16 protein-coding genes and 1 pseudogene are annotated in these 18,108 nt (G+C 37.3%); 4 read left to right on the plus strand and 13 right to left on the minus strand.

The window, feature by feature from the left end:
• The 3 genes and pseudogenes from ASC84_RS22520 to tusA form a co-directional block, all read right to left on the minus strand.
• Positions 1–809, minus strand: an 809-nt coding sequence (locus ASC84_RS22520; protein WP_171252561.1) for a type VI secretion system Vgr family protein, incomplete at both ends; no start/stop codon positions are given.
• 1 nt (position 810) lies between these two features.
• Positions 811–2,362 (minus strand): annotated as a pseudogene (locus ASC84_RS18305) (type VI secretion system Vgr family protein); the annotation flags it as partial.
• Positions 2,363–2,719: 357 nt separating this feature from the next.
• Positions 2,720–2,977 carry a sulfurtransferase TusA gene (gene tusA / locus ASC84_RS18310; protein WP_004725563.1) on the minus strand — a complete coding sequence of 86 codons (258 nt, stop codon included), beginning with the start codon at positions 2,975–2,977 and terminating at the stop codon, positions 2,720–2,722.
• Between the two features lie 193 nt (positions 2,978–3,170).
• On the opposite strand from tusA, the gene ASC84_RS18315 reads away from it, so the two are divergent.
• Positions 3,171–4,010, plus strand: a complete 840-nt coding sequence (locus tag ASC84_RS18315) for an HlyC/CorC family transporter (protein ID WP_056517349.1) — start codon at positions 3,171–3,173, stop codon at positions 4,008–4,010.
• Positions 4,007–5,566 (plus strand): apolipoprotein N-acyltransferase, encoded by a 1,560-nt coding sequence (gene lnt / locus ASC84_RS18320; protein ID WP_056517352.1) that lies wholly within the window; start codon positions 4,007–4,009, stop codon positions 5,564–5,566. The genes ASC84_RS18315 and lnt overlap by 4 nt, the downstream gene beginning before the upstream one ends.
• Before the next feature lie 67 nt (positions 5,567–5,633).
• Here the strand turns inward: lnt and ASC84_RS18325 are convergent, their stop codons facing one another.
• The gene (locus tag ASC84_RS18325) at positions 5,634–5,972 is read right to left on the minus strand and encodes a tRNA-binding protein (RefSeq protein ID WP_056517358.1); all 339 of its coding nucleotides are present in this window, start codon (positions 5,970–5,972) and stop codon (positions 5,634–5,636) included.
• A gap of 350 nt (positions 5,973–6,322) precedes the next feature.
• Here ASC84_RS18325 and ASC84_RS18330 point away from each other — a divergent pair, with 350 nt between their 5' ends.
• Positions 6,323–6,586, plus strand: coding sequence for a DUF2798 domain-containing protein (locus ASC84_RS18330; RefSeq protein ID WP_056517359.1), 264 nt, complete (start codon positions 6,323–6,325; stop codon positions 6,584–6,586).
• 76 nt (positions 6,587–6,662) lie between these two features.
• Here the strand turns inward: ASC84_RS18330 and ASC84_RS18335 are convergent, their stop codons facing one another.
• The 3 genes from ASC84_RS18335 to gspF form a co-directional block, all read right to left on the minus strand.
• Entirely contained in the window at positions 6,663–6,998 is a 336-nt protein-coding gene (locus ASC84_RS18335) for a hypothetical protein (RefSeq protein ID WP_004725552.1), read from the minus strand.
• 281 nt (positions 6,999–7,279) lie between these two features.
• A complete protein-coding gene (gspG, locus tag ASC84_RS18340) occupies positions 7,280–7,717 on the minus strand; it encodes a type II secretion system major pseudopilin GspG (RefSeq protein WP_004725550.1) in 438 nt (145 codons plus the stop codon).
• Positions 7,718–7,756: 39 nt separating this feature from the next.
• On the minus strand, positions 7,757–8,962 hold the full coding sequence (gene gspF, locus ASC84_RS18345) for a type II secretion system inner membrane protein GspF (RefSeq protein ID WP_004725548.1): 1,206 nt from the start codon (positions 8,960–8,962) through the stop codon (positions 7,757–7,759).
• Positions 8,963–9,130: 168 nt separating this feature from the next.
• Between gspF and ASC84_RS18350 the strand changes: the two genes are divergently transcribed.
• Entirely contained in the window at positions 9,131–11,356 is a 2,226-nt protein-coding gene (locus tag ASC84_RS18350) for a primosomal protein N' (RefSeq protein ID WP_056517360.1), read from the plus strand.
• Between the two features lie 152 nt (positions 11,357–11,508).
• Here ASC84_RS18350 and ASC84_RS18355 read toward each other — a convergent pair whose 3' ends face one another.
• The 6 genes from ASC84_RS18355 to ASC84_RS18380 form a co-directional block, all read right to left on the minus strand.
• Entirely contained in the window at positions 11,509–11,901 is a 393-nt protein-coding gene (locus tag ASC84_RS18355) for a hypothetical protein (RefSeq protein ID WP_056517367.1), read from the minus strand.
• A gap of 98 nt (positions 11,902–11,999) precedes the next feature.
• The gene (locus ASC84_RS23395; protein WP_227515176.1) at positions 12,000–12,452 is read right to left on the minus strand and encodes a tetratricopeptide repeat protein; all 453 of its coding nucleotides are present in this window, start codon (positions 12,450–12,452) and stop codon (positions 12,000–12,002) included.
• A gap of 103 nt (positions 12,453–12,555) precedes the next feature.
• Positions 12,556–12,816 carry a hypothetical protein gene (locus ASC84_RS18365; RefSeq protein WP_056517368.1) on the minus strand — a complete coding sequence of 87 codons (261 nt, stop codon included), beginning with the start codon at positions 12,814–12,816 and terminating at the stop codon, positions 12,556–12,558.
• Positions 12,817–12,987: 171 nt separating this feature from the next.
• The gene (locus tag ASC84_RS18370) at positions 12,988–13,473 is read right to left on the minus strand and encodes a hypothetical protein (RefSeq protein ID WP_056517369.1); all 486 of its coding nucleotides are present in this window, start codon (positions 13,471–13,473) and stop codon (positions 12,988–12,990) included.
• A 31-nt stretch (positions 13,474–13,504) separates the two neighbouring features.
• On the minus strand, positions 13,505–13,930 hold the full coding sequence (locus tag ASC84_RS18375) for a hypothetical protein (RefSeq protein ID WP_056517372.1): 426 nt from the start codon (positions 13,928–13,930) through the stop codon (positions 13,505–13,507).
• Positions 13,917–18,086, minus strand: coding sequence for an RHS repeat-associated core domain-containing protein (locus ASC84_RS18380; protein WP_081409398.1), 4,170 nt, complete (start codon positions 18,084–18,086; stop codon positions 13,917–13,919). The genes ASC84_RS18375 and ASC84_RS18380 overlap by 14 nt, the downstream gene beginning before the upstream one ends.
• Between the last annotated feature and the right edge of the window lie 22 nt (positions 18,087–18,108).

The following is an 18,108-nucleotide window of genomic DNA, read 5'->3' on the forward strand; positions in this document are numbered from 1 at the left end:
TTGGCAACTTCACTTAAGGCTTTAGAGTTATTTAGACTGCTTTCTAACTGACTTTTCGCTGCAGTTGCATCAAGATGATTGCCTGAAGCTGAGTCTTGAACATAGGTACTCAATAGTAGGCCTTGCCCAGCTCGTAACGCTCCCCATTGGTCTGTTCTTAGTTCAAAACCTTCGCCTCGTCCTTCACTGGTCTCGGTTTCTTTAGGATGACTCAGGTTACCGAGGTTAAGTTGACTCGCACCGTGACTGCTTTGTAGCTGACTGCTAATTTGGTCAGTGGTATCGTCAAATCTAAGCTGGCCATAGCCACTGCCTTTAACTTCCCGACTTTTGATCCCTACTAGTTTTTTTGTATCAGGCAATTGGCCTTTGTCATCAAATTTCGTTGGGCTACGTTGTGCTTCATGGATACGTCCCACCACAAATGGTCGATCGATATTGCCATCAAAGAAATCTATCACGACAATCTCGCCGATCCTCGGTAAGAACCGCGCACCATAGCCTTCACCTGCCCATGGGGTCAGTACATCCACCCAAGCTGAATCAGTGTCGTTGTCATTGCTCCCTGCTCCACCATCATGACTATGATCTTCATTGCGGGTAAACAGGAAGCGAACTTTAATACGTCCCCATTCATCGACATGGATTTCTTCTCCACTTGGCCCAACCACTTTGGCACGTTGTGGATGGGTACTTGGACGGTGTTGTAGTGGGTGGTATTCCGGAACAGTGGTGATATTACGGCGTTGTAGTACCAATTGATTGGCTTGGCGTTCTGGGTTGTTTGAGTCTACATTTGAATTGACCCANCCTGCCCATGGGGTCAGTACATCCACCCAAGCTGAATCAGTGTCGTTGTCATTGCTCCCTGCTCCACCATCATGACTATGATCTTCATTGCGGGTAAATAGGAAGCGAACTTTAATACGTCCCCATTCATCGACATGGATTTCCTCTCCACTTGGCCCAACCACTTTGGCTCGTTGTGGATGGGTACTTGGACGGTGTTGTAGTGGGTGGTATTCCGGAACAGTGGTGATATTACGGCGTTGTAGTACCAATTGATTGGCTTGGCGTTCTGGGTTGTTTGAGTCTACATTTGAATTGACCCARTTGCTTTGTTGGAGCAAGCGATTGATTTGTTCATTCAGATCTTTGGGTAAGTTGTTCTGGTTATAAAATGTCTTTGATGTGATCAGAAACTCTTTGTCTGAGCCACTGTGTTGGTCTATTTCTGGGTGTTCGTTTAACTCAAACCAATACCCCACTTGAGCATCGCGTACAGTGGAGTTAGCAATGAATTGTTTGGATTGAGCATCGTAATAATGGCTGAGGTTTTGGTTGATCTTTTCAATCTGATTGTTATTTGAAGCGGTTGCTTGGTCTTCACCATTTAGGTCTTGAATCCATGCTGGACTAATATGCCAAGCCTGTTCTAAAGCGAGGCTGGCATTATTCTGGTTTTGACTGTGTTGGTGTTTGCTTTGAACACTGCCTGCACCCTCTTCTTGCTCTAACACATCGGCTTGCCAGCGTTGTACATGGACAGCAGTGGGTTGTAAGCTGCGTTGTCCGATAAAGCTGGTGATGCTGTCTTGTTGTTCTGTGGCACTGCTACGATGGAAGCGGATCTTTCTTCGTTCTAGCGCTTTGTATTCACTATTGTCATCCACCAAGCGCAGTTTTTGCGGCTGAATTTGAGTCGCAGAACTAGGCACAATCAATTGTGCTTCATCAATCARCCAGTTGATCCCTTCACTGCGCATCAAGCGGSTTAAAAATGCATAGTCACTTTCGTTGCTCTGCATGTCACTGCGCATCAAGCGGSTTAAAAATGCATAGTCACTTTCGTTGCTCTGCATGATAAATGGTCGGATATCGTAGTCTTTTTTCAGTCCACTTTTATCGAGGCTTAGACTGGAGGCAAACAGTGGGCTTTTTTCTTGCCATTCTTTAAAGAGGGTTTCTATGACTTGCACAACCGACTTATTCATAAACACTCGGCTGTTACGGCGTTTATGCCACAGTGAAGTGGCATCTTCGAGTTTGAGTTTATATAGCGTGAGTGCACCATCACTCTGCCCTTGTGCGGCCTCAGTAATCACTCCTGTGCTACGAAACAATTGTCCATGATCTGTGACTTGATCAATGGCCACTTGGCTACCGATGAATTGTTTAAGGGGAATCACAGCTGAAGTGGCAAGGCAAATCAGTTCAACAGACACACCTTGGTTTAAACCATGTTGTCCATCGATACGTTGTAAGAAGACTTGGTTGTTTAAGTCTGTATTGCTAAATTGGATATGCAAGGCTCGTTTTTGTGCGTTTAGTCCAAGCTGATCCAATATTTTATAAATGCTATNAGAAGACTTGGTTGTTTAAGTCTGTATTGCTAAATTGGATATGCAAGGCTCGTTTTTGTGCGTTTAGTCCAAGCTGATCCAATATTTTATAAATGCTATTTACTAAGCTGTTCATTTGAATGAGTTAATTATTATTAAAAAATATGTTTAGATTATAATCATAAGTCAAAATTCTGTCATTTTTAATTTTGTAAAACAATTTAATATCTACAATATAATTATTAAAATTCAATAAATTACATATAACATAAATTTATTAGCCATTAAAACAGGCTAAATAAATTTCAATATTCTTAAATTAATAAAAGGGAAATCATCACATATGACATAGACTGATTTCCACCCACCATGATCTTTTAACCTTTCTTCACTAAATAGTGAAATTCCTTGTTTCCGGCATCATCAAGTACTTCTTCTTGTAAAATCAGCTCATGACCGAGATGCATACAAAATTTAGGAATGTCCCAAGAGGTTGAATTATCAGTTGCAAATACTTCAACGACATCACCTGATTTAGACTTACGAATTGCTTGATGCAACATCATTACAGGCTCAGGACAACGTAGTCCACGCGTGTTTAATTGAATGCTTGCTGTAGGCATCGGTTCAGACATTATCTATTCTCAAAAAGAAGCGAAATCAATCAATAATTTTAACACAAACTCAAATAATGAATAAGGCTTGCAATATATCTATAATATGACACATACATTCATCTATTTACCTTATTTAATAGATAGACATCTGTGTTTTCTTCGGTATGATAAAAAAACATTTACTAGATATTAAGCGTCTTTAGGAAAGATCATGCACGAGGAATCAGGCCCATCGTGGGGAATGCGTGGCTTACGCAAATGGTTAGGAACAGCGCCAGAAACCCGTGATGAACTGCTAAAATTAGTACAAGATTCACGTCGTTTTTTAGAACCCGATACTGTTGCAATGTTAGAAGGCGTATTAGACCTTCCAGCAACAAAAATCCGTGAAGTCATGACTCCGCGCACAGCGATGGTCAGTTTGCAAGAAGATGATCAACTTCTTGATATTTTAGATATTCTTATTGAATCTGCACATTCACGTTTCCCTGTTTTCTCTTCTGATCAGCCTGAAAACGTGGTGGGTATTTTACTTGCTAAAGATCTTTTACCCTTTTTAACTGATCGTTCATCTGTTGTCGATGTGCATGCATTAATGCGTCAGCCATTATTTGTTCCAGAAAGTGCACGTTCCGACCAAGTTTTGAGAATGTTAAAAAACACTCAAACCCATATTGCCATTGTAATTGATGAATATGGTTCAACAGCAGGTCTGGTCACTTTAGAAGATATTCTAGAAGAGATTGTCGGCGAAATTGAAGATGAACATGATAACGTTGACGAAGAAGCGCAATTTATCATTCCAGATACAGCCCATACCACAGCCAATACATGGATTGTGCAAGCACTTACACCAATCGAACATTTTAACAATGTTTTAGATGCTGAATTTCCTGACGATGAAGTAGAGACTATGGGCGGATTACTGCTTCAAGAAATTGGTCTAGTGAGTGATCTTCAAGGCCAAGTGGTTGAGCTTGAGGATTGGGAATTTACAATTATTGAAGCAGATGCACGCACTATTCATCTGATTCGAGCTGTACATAAATGAGAGCATACTTTGACAAGCTGTTAAATTCATCACAACAACAAAAACAGCTGCCCTTCATTTTCCCATTATTGATTTCGTTAATGTCAGGCGCAGTGTTCAGTTTAGCACTGGCGCCTTATTATTGGTGGTGGTTGGCAATTTTATCGCCTGCCTTGCTATATGCTTGCTTAAAAGGCCGTACACCACGCCAAGCATTTGCGATTGGCTTAAGCTATGGCTTTGGCCTATGGTTTGTTGGCGCATTCTGGCTCTATACATCGATTCATGTGTATGGAGATACCAATGCTGTATTAAGTGTCTTGATGATCGCCATCATGGCCATTGTCATGGGGCTTTTTACCGCGATTCAGACTTGGGTATATCGTAGATTCTTTCCTGAAACGCCATTAACTTTCGCTCCTTTGTGGGTTATTTTTGAATGGTCGAAGACTTGGGTCTTTACTGGTTTTCCATGGTTATTTGCAGGTTACGCATTCACTGAACGACTCTTAGATGGCTATGCTCCACTCTTTGGTGTGTTTGCAGTATCTTTTGTTGTGATTATCCTTGCTTGTGCATTGGTTGAAATTTTAAATAGAAAAGTCTTTTGGATCTTTCCTGCAATCATTTTAATCCTTGGTGCATGGGGCGCATCGTTTATCACTTTCGTACAACCGAAAGCAGAAAAGCCGCTCTCCGCTTCTTTGATTCAAGGCAATATTCCGCAAGATTTAAAATGGTTAACTGAATATCAGGTTAAAACCTTAGAAATTTACGTCAATTTAAGCCGTACTGAATGGGGGCGTGATCTGATTGTTTGGCCAGAATCCTCGATTCCATTGTTCCAAACAGATATTCAACAATTCTTGGATATGATGGATCAACAAGCCAAAAGTTCAGGCACAGCATGGGTAACGGGTATTCCTTATTGGGACTTAAAAGAATCGCAGAAAAATGGCTATCCAATGTACTACAACAGTATGATGGCTTCTGGCGCAGATTCTTCAGGCTTATATAAAAAACAACGTCTGGTGCCTTTTGGTGAATATATTCCACTTTCAGGATTATTGGCTTGGGTGTTACCTGCGCTACAAAATGATCCATCCATGAGTGGATTTTCCCAAGGTGCATCCAATCAGAAACCTTTTAATATTAAAGGACATGATTTAGCTGCAGCCATTTGTTATGAAGTGGCCTATCCGAATCTCACTCGACGTAATGCGATTAATAGTGACTTTTTAGTGACTGTTTCTAATGATGCATGGTTCACCGGTACAGCAGGCCCATTACAACATCTTCAAATGGTGCAAATGCGTGCCAAGGAAAATGGACGTTGGTTTATTCGTGCTACCAATACAGGCGTAACAGCATTTATTGACCACAATGGGCATATTGTAAAACAAGCCCCTGTAGATCAAAAAGCTGTGCTTCGTGGTGATTTACCAGCCATGCAAGGTGAAACTTGGTACACCCGCTTTAGCGATTACCCTATTTTATTGCTATCCCTCTTATTATTAATTTTAGGCTGGGTCTATCGACCTAAAGCAGTCGATATTAGCTTTAAATCTAGACGTTAATGCTTGAATCCCTCATCTCTGGTTTAAGGAGATGAGGTCAGCTTCAACAAAGCGCTTGATTCAATCATTAAAGTAACTTTGTTCCCAATGGTACATTTGCATCAGGCACACACAACGTCACATGCCCATCTTGATTATGGAAACCCGTCACTAAACACTCTGACTGAATCGGTCCAATTTGTTTTTTTGGAAAATTCACAACAGCAACCACAAGCTTCCCAATTAAATCTTCAGGTTGATACAGGTTGGTAATTTGCGCACTCGATTTCTTTACACCGAGCACTTCGCCAAAATCAACATGCAAAATATAAGCAGGCTTACGCGCTTTCTCAAACACTTCTGCTTGAATAATTCTTCCTACCCGTAACTCTACTTTAAGAAAGTCATTCCATTCTATTTGTTGCATTGCTGAGTCCTCGTATTTTTATCGGTTCATCTCAAGAGATAAAATCATTTTAGATAAATTTAAAGCGATCAACCTTATACAAAACAGACAAATGATCCTGTTAAAAAGACAATCATGTTCAATCCAGACTCAATCCAAGCCCTATCAAAACGAAATTGAAAATATTTTCGGCGCATTTTTTATTATATTTTTTTCAAGTTTATGCTAAATTATTTTCGCTGATCATAAAGCCGTAAACGTTTACGTCAATCAACGTGCCAACATATCTCCAACAAGGCTTGGGGCTATTTTTAATCAAAATTTTAATATTTTGGTGCGGCACTGGCGTTTGTTGGTTTACGGAGTAAAAAATGCAAAACTCTAAATCGTCTTATTTTAATTTTAAAAAGATTCCACATCGCTATGTAGCGATTGTTTTACCTTTGTTACTGTCTATTATCATGACATTTATTGTTTCATGTATCAGTACATTCAGAAGCATGGGTTTTGAGAATTTTTCGCTATACACATGGCTTTCAGCTTGGGGGATTTCTTGGCTGATTGCCTTTCCAGTATTACTTTTTATCTTACCGATTGTGCGCAAAATCACCATGAGCCTGGTTCAGCCGACTTAGTTGAATAAACCTGAATCATTAAATTGTAGTGCAAAAAAACCGAGGATTATACCCTCGGTTTTCCATGATATTTCAACTAAAGTTGAGTCACCAAATAAGACATCATTGCAGCTAAAAATAACATTGGCACATAACGATATGAACGTACTAAATATTGTTCTAATAATGATGAGAATTCAGTTTTTAACTGAAATACTGTCAAATTTAAGGCATTATAAAAACTAATAATAGATAATGCACTAAATACGCTAATCGCCATAAAACCAATCATGATCTGGCTATTGGCATCGGCAACTTGCCAAATATTGAGAAAAAACTGGCTAATCGGTAATAGGCTCAAAATTAAAAGAACAGATTTGAGCATAGTCCAATGAAACTGGCTGATTTCATCTGGTAATAATAATGCTTTCATCTCATCCTCCTAAGCAATTCAGATTGCCCTGAGAACTATTATGCAAGCTTTTAATTAAATAAAAAGTCTATTTTTATACACAATTTAACTTTCTTGTAACTATTAAATATGGGAATAATTCTTATTATAACTCTCAAACATCGTTATTTTAAATAGCTGTTATATTTCAATAAATTAAATACACTTTAGCAAACAAGAAAGATTATCACTTCACTCAAGATTTATTAACTCGATTAAATGAAGTGATTAATCCCATAAATAATAACTTAAATAATCTTCAATTAAGGTTGGTAATAAATATCTGCATCATTTCCTTCACCACCTTGTTTACCATCGGCACCAAAAGAATATAAATCAAATTTACGACCTTCAGAACCAGGGATTACATATTGAATATCATTTTCCCAACTGTCTTTCGGATAACCACCTTTAACATAACCACCAGGTAACCAGTTTTTAGCCGTTGCAGGTTGATTTACAAGCGCGTCTAAACCACCTTCTTGGCTTGTCGGATAACGCCCATTGTCCAGTTTATACTGGTCTAAAGCACCCGCTACACCTTTTAATGCAATTTTAGTGGTGTCAACTTTGGCTTTTTCACCACGTCCCATCACATTGGGTACGATCAATGCTGCAAGTACGCCTAAAATAACAATCACGACCATCACTTCAATTAAGGTAAAACCTGACTGACGAGTCCTATTCATCTTTCGTTGCATCTGCTTACTCTCTATATATTCTTTATAAAAATAATTGGCTTAAATCATATTGTTCATATTGACGATTGGCAACATGACTGCAATCACAATAACCAAAACAATACCAGCCATAAACACCAACATTAAGGGTTCCAGTAAAGCCAATAATGTTGAAATAAATGAGGATACTTCTCGATCCTGCATATCTGATGCACGGCTTAACATTCGATCTAACTCACCCGAAGCTTCACCGCTTTTAATCATTTGTACCATCATCGGTGGGAAATAACCACAACGCTCCAATTGTGTTGCAAGATTTCCACCTTCTGTGACTTTCTCTGCTGCAATATTAACTGCATCTCGTATCACCCAATTGCTACTCACCGCTGCTCCAATTTTCAAAGCATCGACCAATGGCACGCCTGATTGGGTAAGAATAGATAAGGTACTGGCAAAACGCGCTGCATTTATACCACGAGATAATTTACCAAATAATGGCAATCTGAGTGTTAAACGATCAAAAGCATAGTGCCCAGCAGAAGTTCGTAGGAACCGAATCAATAAAAAGATCCCAACCACACTAAACACCAGCATAAAGGGCCAAGCCTGCCGAATAATCTCACTGGCTTTCATTAACGCCACAGTAATCCATGGCAAGGCTTGCTTACTTTGGTCAAAGGTTTTAACAATGTCTGGAACAACATACGTCATTAACCCCATCACAATCGCAAAAGACATAAACATCAAGATGATTGGATAGATCATCGCACCTTGAATTTTCTTTTGCATGGCAAAGCGGTTTTCGGTGTAATCAGATAATTGATCTAAAATTAAATCCAAATGCCCTGAACGTTCACCTGCAGCAACAGTCGCAATATACAAATCTGGAAAGCGTCCTGTTTGTTGCATCGCTTGAGCCAAAGAGTGCCCTTCAAGCACTTTTGAACGTGCCGAAAGTAAAAGATTTTGTACATGCACTTTTTCACTTTGTTTGGCAACTGCTCGTAAGGCTTCCTCTAAAGGAATTGCAGCAGCGACCAAAACAGAAAGTTGACGTGTCATTAAGGCCAGATCATAAGCCGAGAATTTACGTTGAAAAAATCCTGAACTTTTATTTTTATCTTTTTGTTCAACAGCATCCACCGTGACAGGAATCAATTCCTTGTCCCGTAGTTGTTGTCGAATCTGGCGTGCGGAATCTCCTTCTAACACGCCTTTTTGCTGCTTTCCTGAAGCATCAATTGCAGTAAATTGATATGCTGGCATTATTATGCTCTAGTTTTCCAAAATTTTTTGATTACGCTGTTGCGTCATACCCTATAAATCATTCATATTCATGTTTATAGATGACTGTTACACTCTAACACAAGCCGAATCTGGACATGAAACAATTTCATCACAGCCTCACTAAATTAATGAGTCACTAAATTAAAAATGTCGAATACCCTTGCTACGCCACAGACGATTTATCGTATTCAAGTTGCTGTTCCAGTCTATTTGAATGACTGCTTTGATTACCAAGTCACCGCTGAACAATATGCGCAAGCTGAAGTCGGTGCGCGTGTTGCGGTGTCTTTTGGTAGACAAAATCTGATTGGTGTTATTGTCAAAAAAGTACCGATTGATGAACCTGTGGATTCTCATTTTAAACTCAAAGCCATTACTGAACTGTTAGATGAACAGGCCATTCTAGACAGTAAAGTTTTAAGTTTATTGACATGGTCATCACAATATTATCAATTTCCTATCGGTGAAGTGATTCAAACGGCGTTACCTACCTTATTACGCCAAGGTAAACCTTATAATTTATTGGCACGTATCTGGAAACTTTTAGACTTACATGCCGAAGACAAAGTTAAACGCTCTGAAAAACAACAAGAAGCGTATAAAATTTTAAAGCTACACCCGAAAGGGACACAGGAAAATATTCTTAATCTAAGTGGTGTTGAAACAGCCACACTCAAAATCCTTGAGAAAAAAGACATTGTGCGTTGTGATTTGGAACCACAAAATGTCACGCCAGAACCTGTGCAATTGGCACAGATGCCCCTCACGCCAAATGACGATCAGAAGAAAGCTATTCAAGCGATTTTAAAAGCGCAAAAAAAATATCAAGCATTTCTATTGGATGGTTTAACTGGGAGTGGTAAAACCGAAGTTTATTTGCAAGTAATGCATGAAGTACTTAAACAAGGCAAACAAGTCTTGGTTTTAGTGCCTGAAATCGGCTTAACCCCACAAACCATCAGTCGTTTTCAATCACGTTTTCATTGCAATATTGCCTTACTGCACTCAGGCTTAAATGACACTAAACGTTTACAAGCATGGCAGCATGCGCAAACGGGCAAAGCCTCTATTATTTTAGGTACACGTTCTGCAATTTATACGCCTTTGCCACATTTGGGTTTGATTATTTTAGATGAAGAGCATGATCTTTCGTTTAAACAACAAGAAGGCTTCCGCTATCATGCTCGCGATGTGGCCATGTATCGTGCACATTTAGAAAATTGCCCGATTATTTTAGGTTCGGCCACACCAAGCATCGACAGTTATTATCTTGCTCGCCAAGAAAAGCTGACACGGATTGAGTTAAATCAACGTGCTGGTGCCGCAATCATGCCGAAAATGCATTTGATTGATTTAAAAGTGGCAAAAAAACAGCATGGCTTAAGTGATGTTTTGATTGCTGAAATCAAAAAACGTTTAGAGAAAAAAGAACAAGTTCTGATTTTTTTAAATCGCCGCGGTTACGCCCCCGTGCTTATCTGTGAAAGCTGTGGTTGGCAGGCCAATTGCCCCAACTGCGATGCTCACTTTACCCTGCATTTAAAGCCTTATCAGCATTTACATTGTCACCATTGTGGTACGATTAATCGTATGCCTGATGCTTGCCCTCAATGCAATCAACAACAATTAAAGCCTATCGGCATGGGAACCGCCAAAGTTGAAGAAACTTTGAATGAGTTGTTCCCTCATTTTCCCGTTCTACGCGTAGACCGTGACTCAACCAGTCGGGTTGGCAGTTGGCAAAAGATTTATGATCAAATCCAGAAAAGTGAACCGACCATTTTACTTGGTACTCAAATGCTGGCAAAAGGACATCACTTTCCTTATGTCACCTTAGTGGCAATTTTGGATATTGATGCAGGTTTGTTGAGTGTGGATTTCCGTGCTACAGAACGTACTGCGCAATTAATTATTCAAGTTGCAGGTCGTGCGGGTCGTGGTGAAATGAAAGGTGAGGTCTATTTACAAACCCTAAGACCTGATCATCCGTTATTAAACACCTTGATTCATAATGACTATCGGACCTTTGCCAAACAAACCTTAAAAGATCGCCAAGCCGCGCTACTTCCACCCTTTCGTTATACAGCTTTGATCCGTTGTGATTCAAAACATCAGGAAGAAAATTTAAAGTTTCTGACTGAAATGACGCAGCTCCTTAGACAAACTGCCGAAGAGAATTTAATTGATATTTGGGGACCTATTCCAGCGCCAATGGAGCGTAAAGCAGGGCGTTACCAAGCCCATGTGGTTTTGCTTTCTCAAGATCGGGCAAAAATGCATTTTTATATTCGCCAATGGTGGCAACAGCTGTTACATAGCAAACCCTCTACGATGAAAGTCACCATAGATGTTGATCCGCAAGAGTTGAGTTGAGTTTGTTGTTGTATGTTGAATATCCTCATATCTTGATTCAATTGCTTGCATAAACGAATATTGATGTATTACAACCACTTCCTTCCATTAAGTAAATTGTAATTATCAGTATTTTTATCAATTTCATGGTGCTGATTCCAATTCAATACTTTTTATTCAATATATTTAGGACTTAGCTCTCCACAGATAAAAAATACTATTTTTCTAGCAGATATGATTATTTCGAAGTTTTCCAAAAAAGTACTTAATTCAATAGATAAAAAGTAATCAACATCCCATGATTTTGCTTTTTCCATAGTTAGAGGTAGATTATGTATCAAATTCAAAATCATACCTGCACTATAGAAATCTGAGGATTGTATTTGCAATAGTACTTCTCTTAAACAAAAATCAAATATCCTCCGCGTACTTTCAACTGGAATAGATGACAAATTATCTATTGCATCTCGAAGGGAAGGGGCAACACACTCATTTATCCTTCTATTTAGTAAAATATTTCTACTACCTATTATGTCTGCCCAAATAGGATTAATTTTACTATCCATTAGTAACCTCCCTCCTATTTCTTCAACCTAGCCATAGAAAACTAAAAAAAGTTGAATAGTTAATATTTAGTATCAAGTAGAAGTTTCAATATTAAGAGTTAATCATCATTTCGGACACATCCTAACTCTTCTGCTCGATCATACCAAATAGCTCCAAGAACTTTATTCTTTCTAGTACCGATACCAAAATAATAGCATCTAGAAACTTCATAAACCGCTTCAGATGAGCCTCTTAAAGCTGATTGTAAATATAATAAAAACGCTTTTTTTTGATTTTTAGAAACATATACTCCTCTTTCATAACTAACAGCCAAATCATACATTGCATCAGGCCATTTCATTTCTGCTGCTTTTTTTAGATATTCAGTTCCTTTGACATAATCTTGTTCCAAAAAATGACCACCATGTAAATACCATGTTGCAATTGCGTAAGTTGCTTCTGGAGATCCTCGTTTATATGCAAGGTCTAATAGCTTATAAGCTTGTTCGTAATCTGGAATATCTTGTTTTACTAGCTCGCGGGCTGTTTGTATCAATTCATCATTTTTCAAAACTTTCTCCTTTTAATTACACTTATCCCCCCTACCTATTGCTCCACAAATTAGATTATATAAATAAATATCACTCTCTAACTGTTAAAATAATTTCAATCTATTAGTGAATAATCCTTCTAATCTTTTCACAGTCTGTTTCATATCCATTAAGTGGTAAACTATTTAACATCGATTCAAATTGCTGCTTCTTTTTTTGATCATTTGAATTGATCATTGATTTGGATTGACTAGAGAGAGAAGCCATTGCTTCTGAATAGCATAGGTTTAAGCTAAAAGAGTTTAGTACACTTCCTAAATAGAAAGCTGTGATAACCAATAAGAGGTAAATTATAGCAAATAGAAATATTTTTAAATTTTTCATATTTATAACCTTACATTAACAACAAGAATAGAAAACTATAAAACAGCCCCTGTGGAGCCTATAAACAAATACAAGTCGTAACCTCATGGATTAAATCCCAACATCTTTTATAATATTTCTTTTGGAGAAAACTAAATCTTAAATTCTCAACACTATCTAAGATAATTAAAACTATTTTCCTTTATCATAACTTCTCTCTTTTAGCTTAACATCAAAATATTCTACCCAATTTTCCAACATTTGGATTTCATCTCCAGATACGTTTTTAGATCTATGTCTACTGATAAATTCTTTTAAGTCATTGATTAATAATTCAGTATCTTCTAACTTTACACTTTCATAAAAAATTAAGCTTTGATCATGATTTCTTGAGATTTTATCACCACAAGTGACCAAAAGAGCAGTATAAAAATCTACTCTTTCATTCTGTTCTAGACCTTGATTTTCTTTAATCTCATAGTCGATAGAGGTCCATAAATAAGTCGGTATTTTTTCACTAGGCAACCTCATACATATATTCACAACTTTAAATTTTAATAGATTAGACTCTACAAAATGTAACTTATGAAATATAGAAATTAAATAAACACATCCTATTAAAAGAAGACCAATCATTAAAGAAAACAAGAATAAACGTAATTTATTTTTAGTTAACAATTTTTCTCCTCAAATTCTATTTATTTTAATTTTAAGGAACTATGAGGTGATCAATTACCTCATTATCACTTACAATATAGAGTACATCGCCAGTGTCAATTCTTTTAGCATCAATTTTTACTTTTAAAGATTTAACACATTCGCACCTATTTTTATTTTCACCATAAATAACTAAAGTGGATTTTTTGAAGGAATTTAATGTCAAATAAGCATCTTCACGCTCAGCACATGAAAAGAAATCCGTCAATGAAACTAAATAAGCCTTTTCATTATTTAATTTTAAAATGGTTGGTTTAATTTTCTCATATGCTCCATCGCATTTATTTTCTTCGGCAACAATTTCTACTCCTGTTCCCAATGTAAATGTATTCTCTAGATTCTGAGCCCTATTACAAGCTGAAGAGCTTAGAATCACAAATAAGCCTAATGATGATTTAAGCCATTTATTCTTTACCATTATTAAACTCTCTCCATTCACCTGGCTTAGCAAAATTGGGAATACTGTCGAATGGCTTTTTATTTCCTAATTTACCGTAAGAATTTTTTAGACTACTATTCCAAGGTGTGGTCCAACTATATTGTGTTGGAGCGATTACTTGAGTACCTCTAATTTTAGAAAGCTGTTGGGCTATAGAGTTTTTACCAAATCCAGTTCTACATGCATCAAGTCGAACAGGTTCATCCTTTAAGCACCCTTCTTCAGTCAATCTTTTGTTCAGTTGACTTGCATCTAACTTATTTACAGATGTTGGGGAACCGTGAGAAATAACATAACATGTTCCTTCTATATCAGGTGCGTTTAAAGCCGCTTTATAACTAGGATCACCCTCCTTTAATAAAATTATTTTTCTCATTCCATCAAAATCTATGGAACTAATTGGATTGTTTTCTACATAAGCATAGGTATTTAAACCACCCGCCAAGCCAATCGGATCACTCTGGGTATAACGCCCTATACTGGCATCGTAATAACGGTTCCAGTTATACCAAAGCGTACTCTCTGCATCATAGTATTGCCCAGGAAAACCAAGGTTAAAGTCCCCAATACTACTTTGTACCACTGCACTGTCATAACTGCTCAGTTGAGCTTTCCACACCACAGCTTGATTTGAGTCAGTAATGATTTCTGGACGACCTAAGTGATCATTATGAATATAGTAAAATTGATTGTTGCTTAGCACAGCAATCGGTTGACCACCTAACCAAATATAGCTCTTTGCTAAACTGCCGTTTTGTGAGCTAGATAAAGGGCTCTCCGCAAGTAATTGACCATCCGGTGCATAGATATAATTAACGGTTCCGCCACTGCCAGATTTACGACTCCGAAGATTAAAGACATCATAATCATAACTTACGGTAGCGCCTGTATTTACGCTTTTTAGACGATTAAAGCCATCATAAGTGTAATTAACCGTTCCAGCATAGCCTGTCTTTTGGGTTAGGTTACCCAACACATCATAACTAAAGTTTTTCGCTTCAGCGCCTGTTGTACTGGTTAAACGATTTCCCTGACCAAGTACATAGTTGGTTACGGCACTCGTATTGCCTTCGCGATTAGTCCGATTGTAATTGCTATCTTGTTGCCAGCGTTCGGTATATTGAGCTGAAGAAGCGAGGTTTAATTGCCCGAGTAGATCATAGTTATAACTGGTTGTTTTTTTATTATCTAAGCCATTATTGATCTGAGTGATCCAATTATTGGCATTATATTGATGACTAAGGTTTTGCACTCCCGCAGCAGTAATACCAATTAGACGATAATCCTGATCATAGCTGGTTTGTCGTGATAGACCATTGCCATAGGTCCAATTTTTAATTCCGCCATAGGGTTCATAAGTGACATTACTGACAACCGTCTGTGTTGAGGTTGCTGTTTTAAATTTAATCGCTTTGACTCGATTTAATCCGTCATATTCATAAATGACTTTGTTGTTTTCATTTCCATAACTTTCTTCAAGTAAATTACCCAAACCGTCATAACGCCAATAGGTTGAGTAAGTAACCCCAGCTATATTTTTAATTTGTACAGCAAGTTGACCATCTCCAATATATCCATAACCTGTAGAAGTGACTCCATCGGCTGTTGCACACAACTGCCCAACGCCATTGCTGCAATTGTCATAAATCCATGTTTGAATCTGATCGCCTGTCTGCGCTCTAGTTCGGCGATTTAACGCATCATAGCTATATGTTGTGCTGATATTATTTGCACGTGTTAAACGAATCAGATTACCATCTGGATCATATTGATATTGGGTTAACCCTGTATCTGGACTATGGGTTGATAACAGTTGACCGAACCCATCATAGCTATATATCGTTGTATTGCCTTTAGCATCTTTAACACTGATCAATTGTCCAATAGCGTTATAGTTATATAGAATAGTCGAACCATCACTACGACTTTCCTTGTTCAGATTGCCATGTATATCATAAGCATATGTGGTGATTTTACCCAAAGAGTCTGTTTCTTTAATAACATTTCCATTGGTATCGTATTCATAACGCTGGTTTTGTCCATTGTTCCCTAGATCTGCCGTTATCCATCCCAATTGATTATGTTGATTACTTTTAGAATAACGGACCGAGCCGTTTTCTTTAAAGCGAACACTGAGGAGTTGTCCAAGATTTGAATATTGATATTCTTGGCTACTTAAAACTTGACCAAATCTAGAGTGAGTAATTTGAGCAATTGTGCCATTATCATTGTAATCAATAGACTCTATGATCTGCTTGTAAGTAGAGCTTGGCCCATTTGCTCCACTTCTCTGAATCTGAGTTAGTCCCAATGAATCATATTCAAACCTTTTAAAACGAGAATTCGTTCTACTATCAAGTACTTTTTTTGAAATCGTTTTAATTCGACCACGTGCATCATAACTATAATGTTCATAAGAACCATTTGGGTAAACCACTTTCCCCACTAATCCAAGTCTATCGTATTGTGAATAAGTGGTAACATGCCCTAATGCATTGGTATTTTGAGTCAAATTCCCTTCAGAATCATATTGATAAACTGTATTTTTACCATTGCTATTTATCACTACAGCACTCAGCATTCCATTCGCATACAAACTATAACCATAAGCAATTATGCTACAGGTGGTTGTTCCTGTTTTGCTACAGATCGTTTGGCTTTTAAGGCGGTTTTTAGCGGATTCATTAGCAGCATAATAACTATAGGTTTCCTCTCGAATTAAACGATTAGATCCATCAAGTATTTGAATTTGAGTGATTAAATTGGTTTGTCCAAGGTAACTATATTTTTTGATATACGCATTAGAAAGGTTACCCCATTGGACACCTACAGTTTCTTGAGTGACCCTACCAAAACTGTCCCGCTGATATTGTGTCTCAGCAGCACCATTCATCCAATCTTTCTTGGAAATCACATCTCCATTGTTATCATAAGTCATACTTACATAACTATATGGGCAATTACTCACCCCACTTCTTTCTATGTCAGAGACTTTATTTTTTTGCTTGTCGGTGTAAAAATATTTAAAAACTGCACCTAAAGGATTGGTAACAATTGTATAATTATCACCAAAAGTTAACCTATCAACTTGTGTACCATCACTACGCCCACTTTGAATCGCCTTATCGCCATTAAAATAATAGCTATTATAGCGCTTGCCATCTATTGATATCCCACTCAACGTATGAGCGTCAGCTCCATTTTCTCCGTAATGGTAACTTACACTATCGCTTCGAATCGGATAAGTAACTTTTATTAAATTATTATTTCCATCATATTCATAATTATATCTTTCACCATTAGGATCTTTAAGATTTATAATTCTATCATTCCAAAAATTAAACTCTATTTTCCTTCCATTTGTAAAAACAATATTCATAAGCTCATTGATTTTGTCCTCCAAAGATGTAGAAGATATGAATTTTATTTTCCATCCTAAACCATTTTGGTCTATTTTTTCTATAATCTGTCCATTCAATCCGTATTTTTCTAAACCACCATCAACCATTTTGATTCTATGGAATATAACAACTAGTTGCACCCCATAAAATTCCTCAAACTCCCAATCCGTTTCAAAAGATTCTATATTTTTAGATAGATTATTATTTTGATCTTTTAATAGCTCCATTTCTCCCTCTGGTGTATACCTATAGATATTTCCTTTATTATCACTAACCAATCTATAATCAAAACTATGCCGCCATTTACCATTACTTGAAAAATCCGAATTTCCAGAATTATTAGAATTATAATAACGAATAAATTCAAATGATTGCTCCCCTTTTACATTAAAATCAACTTCTCTTTGTGTTTTTTGACCATTGCTTATAGTAATAGGGTTAGCTGTTTTATTACAAGAATTAATATTATTTCCAGTCACTGGTATATTCCCAATTACAGGAAGCATATCTTGTGGTAATACCCATGGTATAGTAGTGCCGGTTCTATCATATCCAGCATCATATTCCCTAAATGGATTTAAACAAGTTTCACATATAGGTCTATAATTAAATTTATTAGAATTAGCATTTACAACAATAGTTGGCAATTGATTTAATGATGAATGATCAGCTTTAGATTCTGTATATAAAAATGATGCTAGAATGAAAAATATAATTCTAAATATTTTACTCATTATTCAGCCTCTATATTAGGTC

The sequence above is a fragment of the Acinetobacter sp. Root1280 genome (assembly GCF_001425285.1).
GTDB classification, from domain to species: Bacteria; Pseudomonadota; Gammaproteobacteria; order Pseudomonadales; family Moraxellaceae; genus Acinetobacter; species Acinetobacter guillouiae.

Coding starts and splice junctions, on each gene's coding strand:
- ASC84_RS18375 (WP_056517372.1), bottom strand. CDS start 13,930: ATGGTAAAGAATAAATGGCTTAAATCATCATTAGGCTTATTTGTGATT.
- ASC84_RS18330 (WP_056517359.1), top strand. CDS start 6,323: ATGCAAAACTCTAAATCGTCTTATTTTAATTTTAAAAAGATTCCACAT.
- ASC84_RS18350 (WP_056517360.1), top strand. CDS start 9,131: ATGTCGAATACCCTTGCTACGCCACAGACGATTTATCGTATTCAAGTT.
- ASC84_RS18315 (WP_056517349.1), top strand. CDS start 3,171: ATGCACGAGGAATCAGGCCCATCGTGGGGAATGCGTGGCTTACGCAAA.
- gspG (WP_004725550.1), bottom strand. CDS start 7,717: ATGCAACGAAAGATGAATAGGACTCGTCAGTCAGGTTTTACCTTAATT.
- lnt (WP_056517352.1), top strand. CDS start 4,007: ATGAGAGCATACTTTGACAAGCTGTTAAATTCATCACAACAACAAAAA.
- ASC84_RS18355 (WP_056517367.1), bottom strand. CDS start 11,901: ATGGATAGTAAAATTAATCCTATTTGGGCAGACATAATAGGTAGTAGA.
- ASC84_RS18325 (WP_056517358.1), bottom strand. CDS start 5,972: ATGCAACAAATAGAATGGAATGACTTTCTTAAAGTAGAGTTACGGGTA.
- ASC84_RS18335 (WP_004725552.1), bottom strand. CDS start 6,998: ATGAAAGCATTATTATTACCAGATGAAATCAGCCAGTTTCATTGGACT.
- ASC84_RS18380 (WP_081409398.1), bottom strand. CDS start 18,086: ATGAGTAAAATATTTAGAATTATATTTTTCATTCTAGCATCATTTTTA.
- tusA (WP_004725563.1), bottom strand. CDS start 2,977: ATGTCTGAACCGATGCCTACAGCAAGCATTCAATTAAACACGCGTGGA.
- ASC84_RS18365 (WP_056517368.1), bottom strand. CDS start 12,816: ATGAAAAATTTAAAAATATTTCTATTTGCTATAATTTACCTCTTATTG.
- gspF (WP_004725548.1), bottom strand. CDS start 8,962: ATGCCAGCATATCAATTTACTGCAATTGATGCTTCAGGAAAGCAGCAA.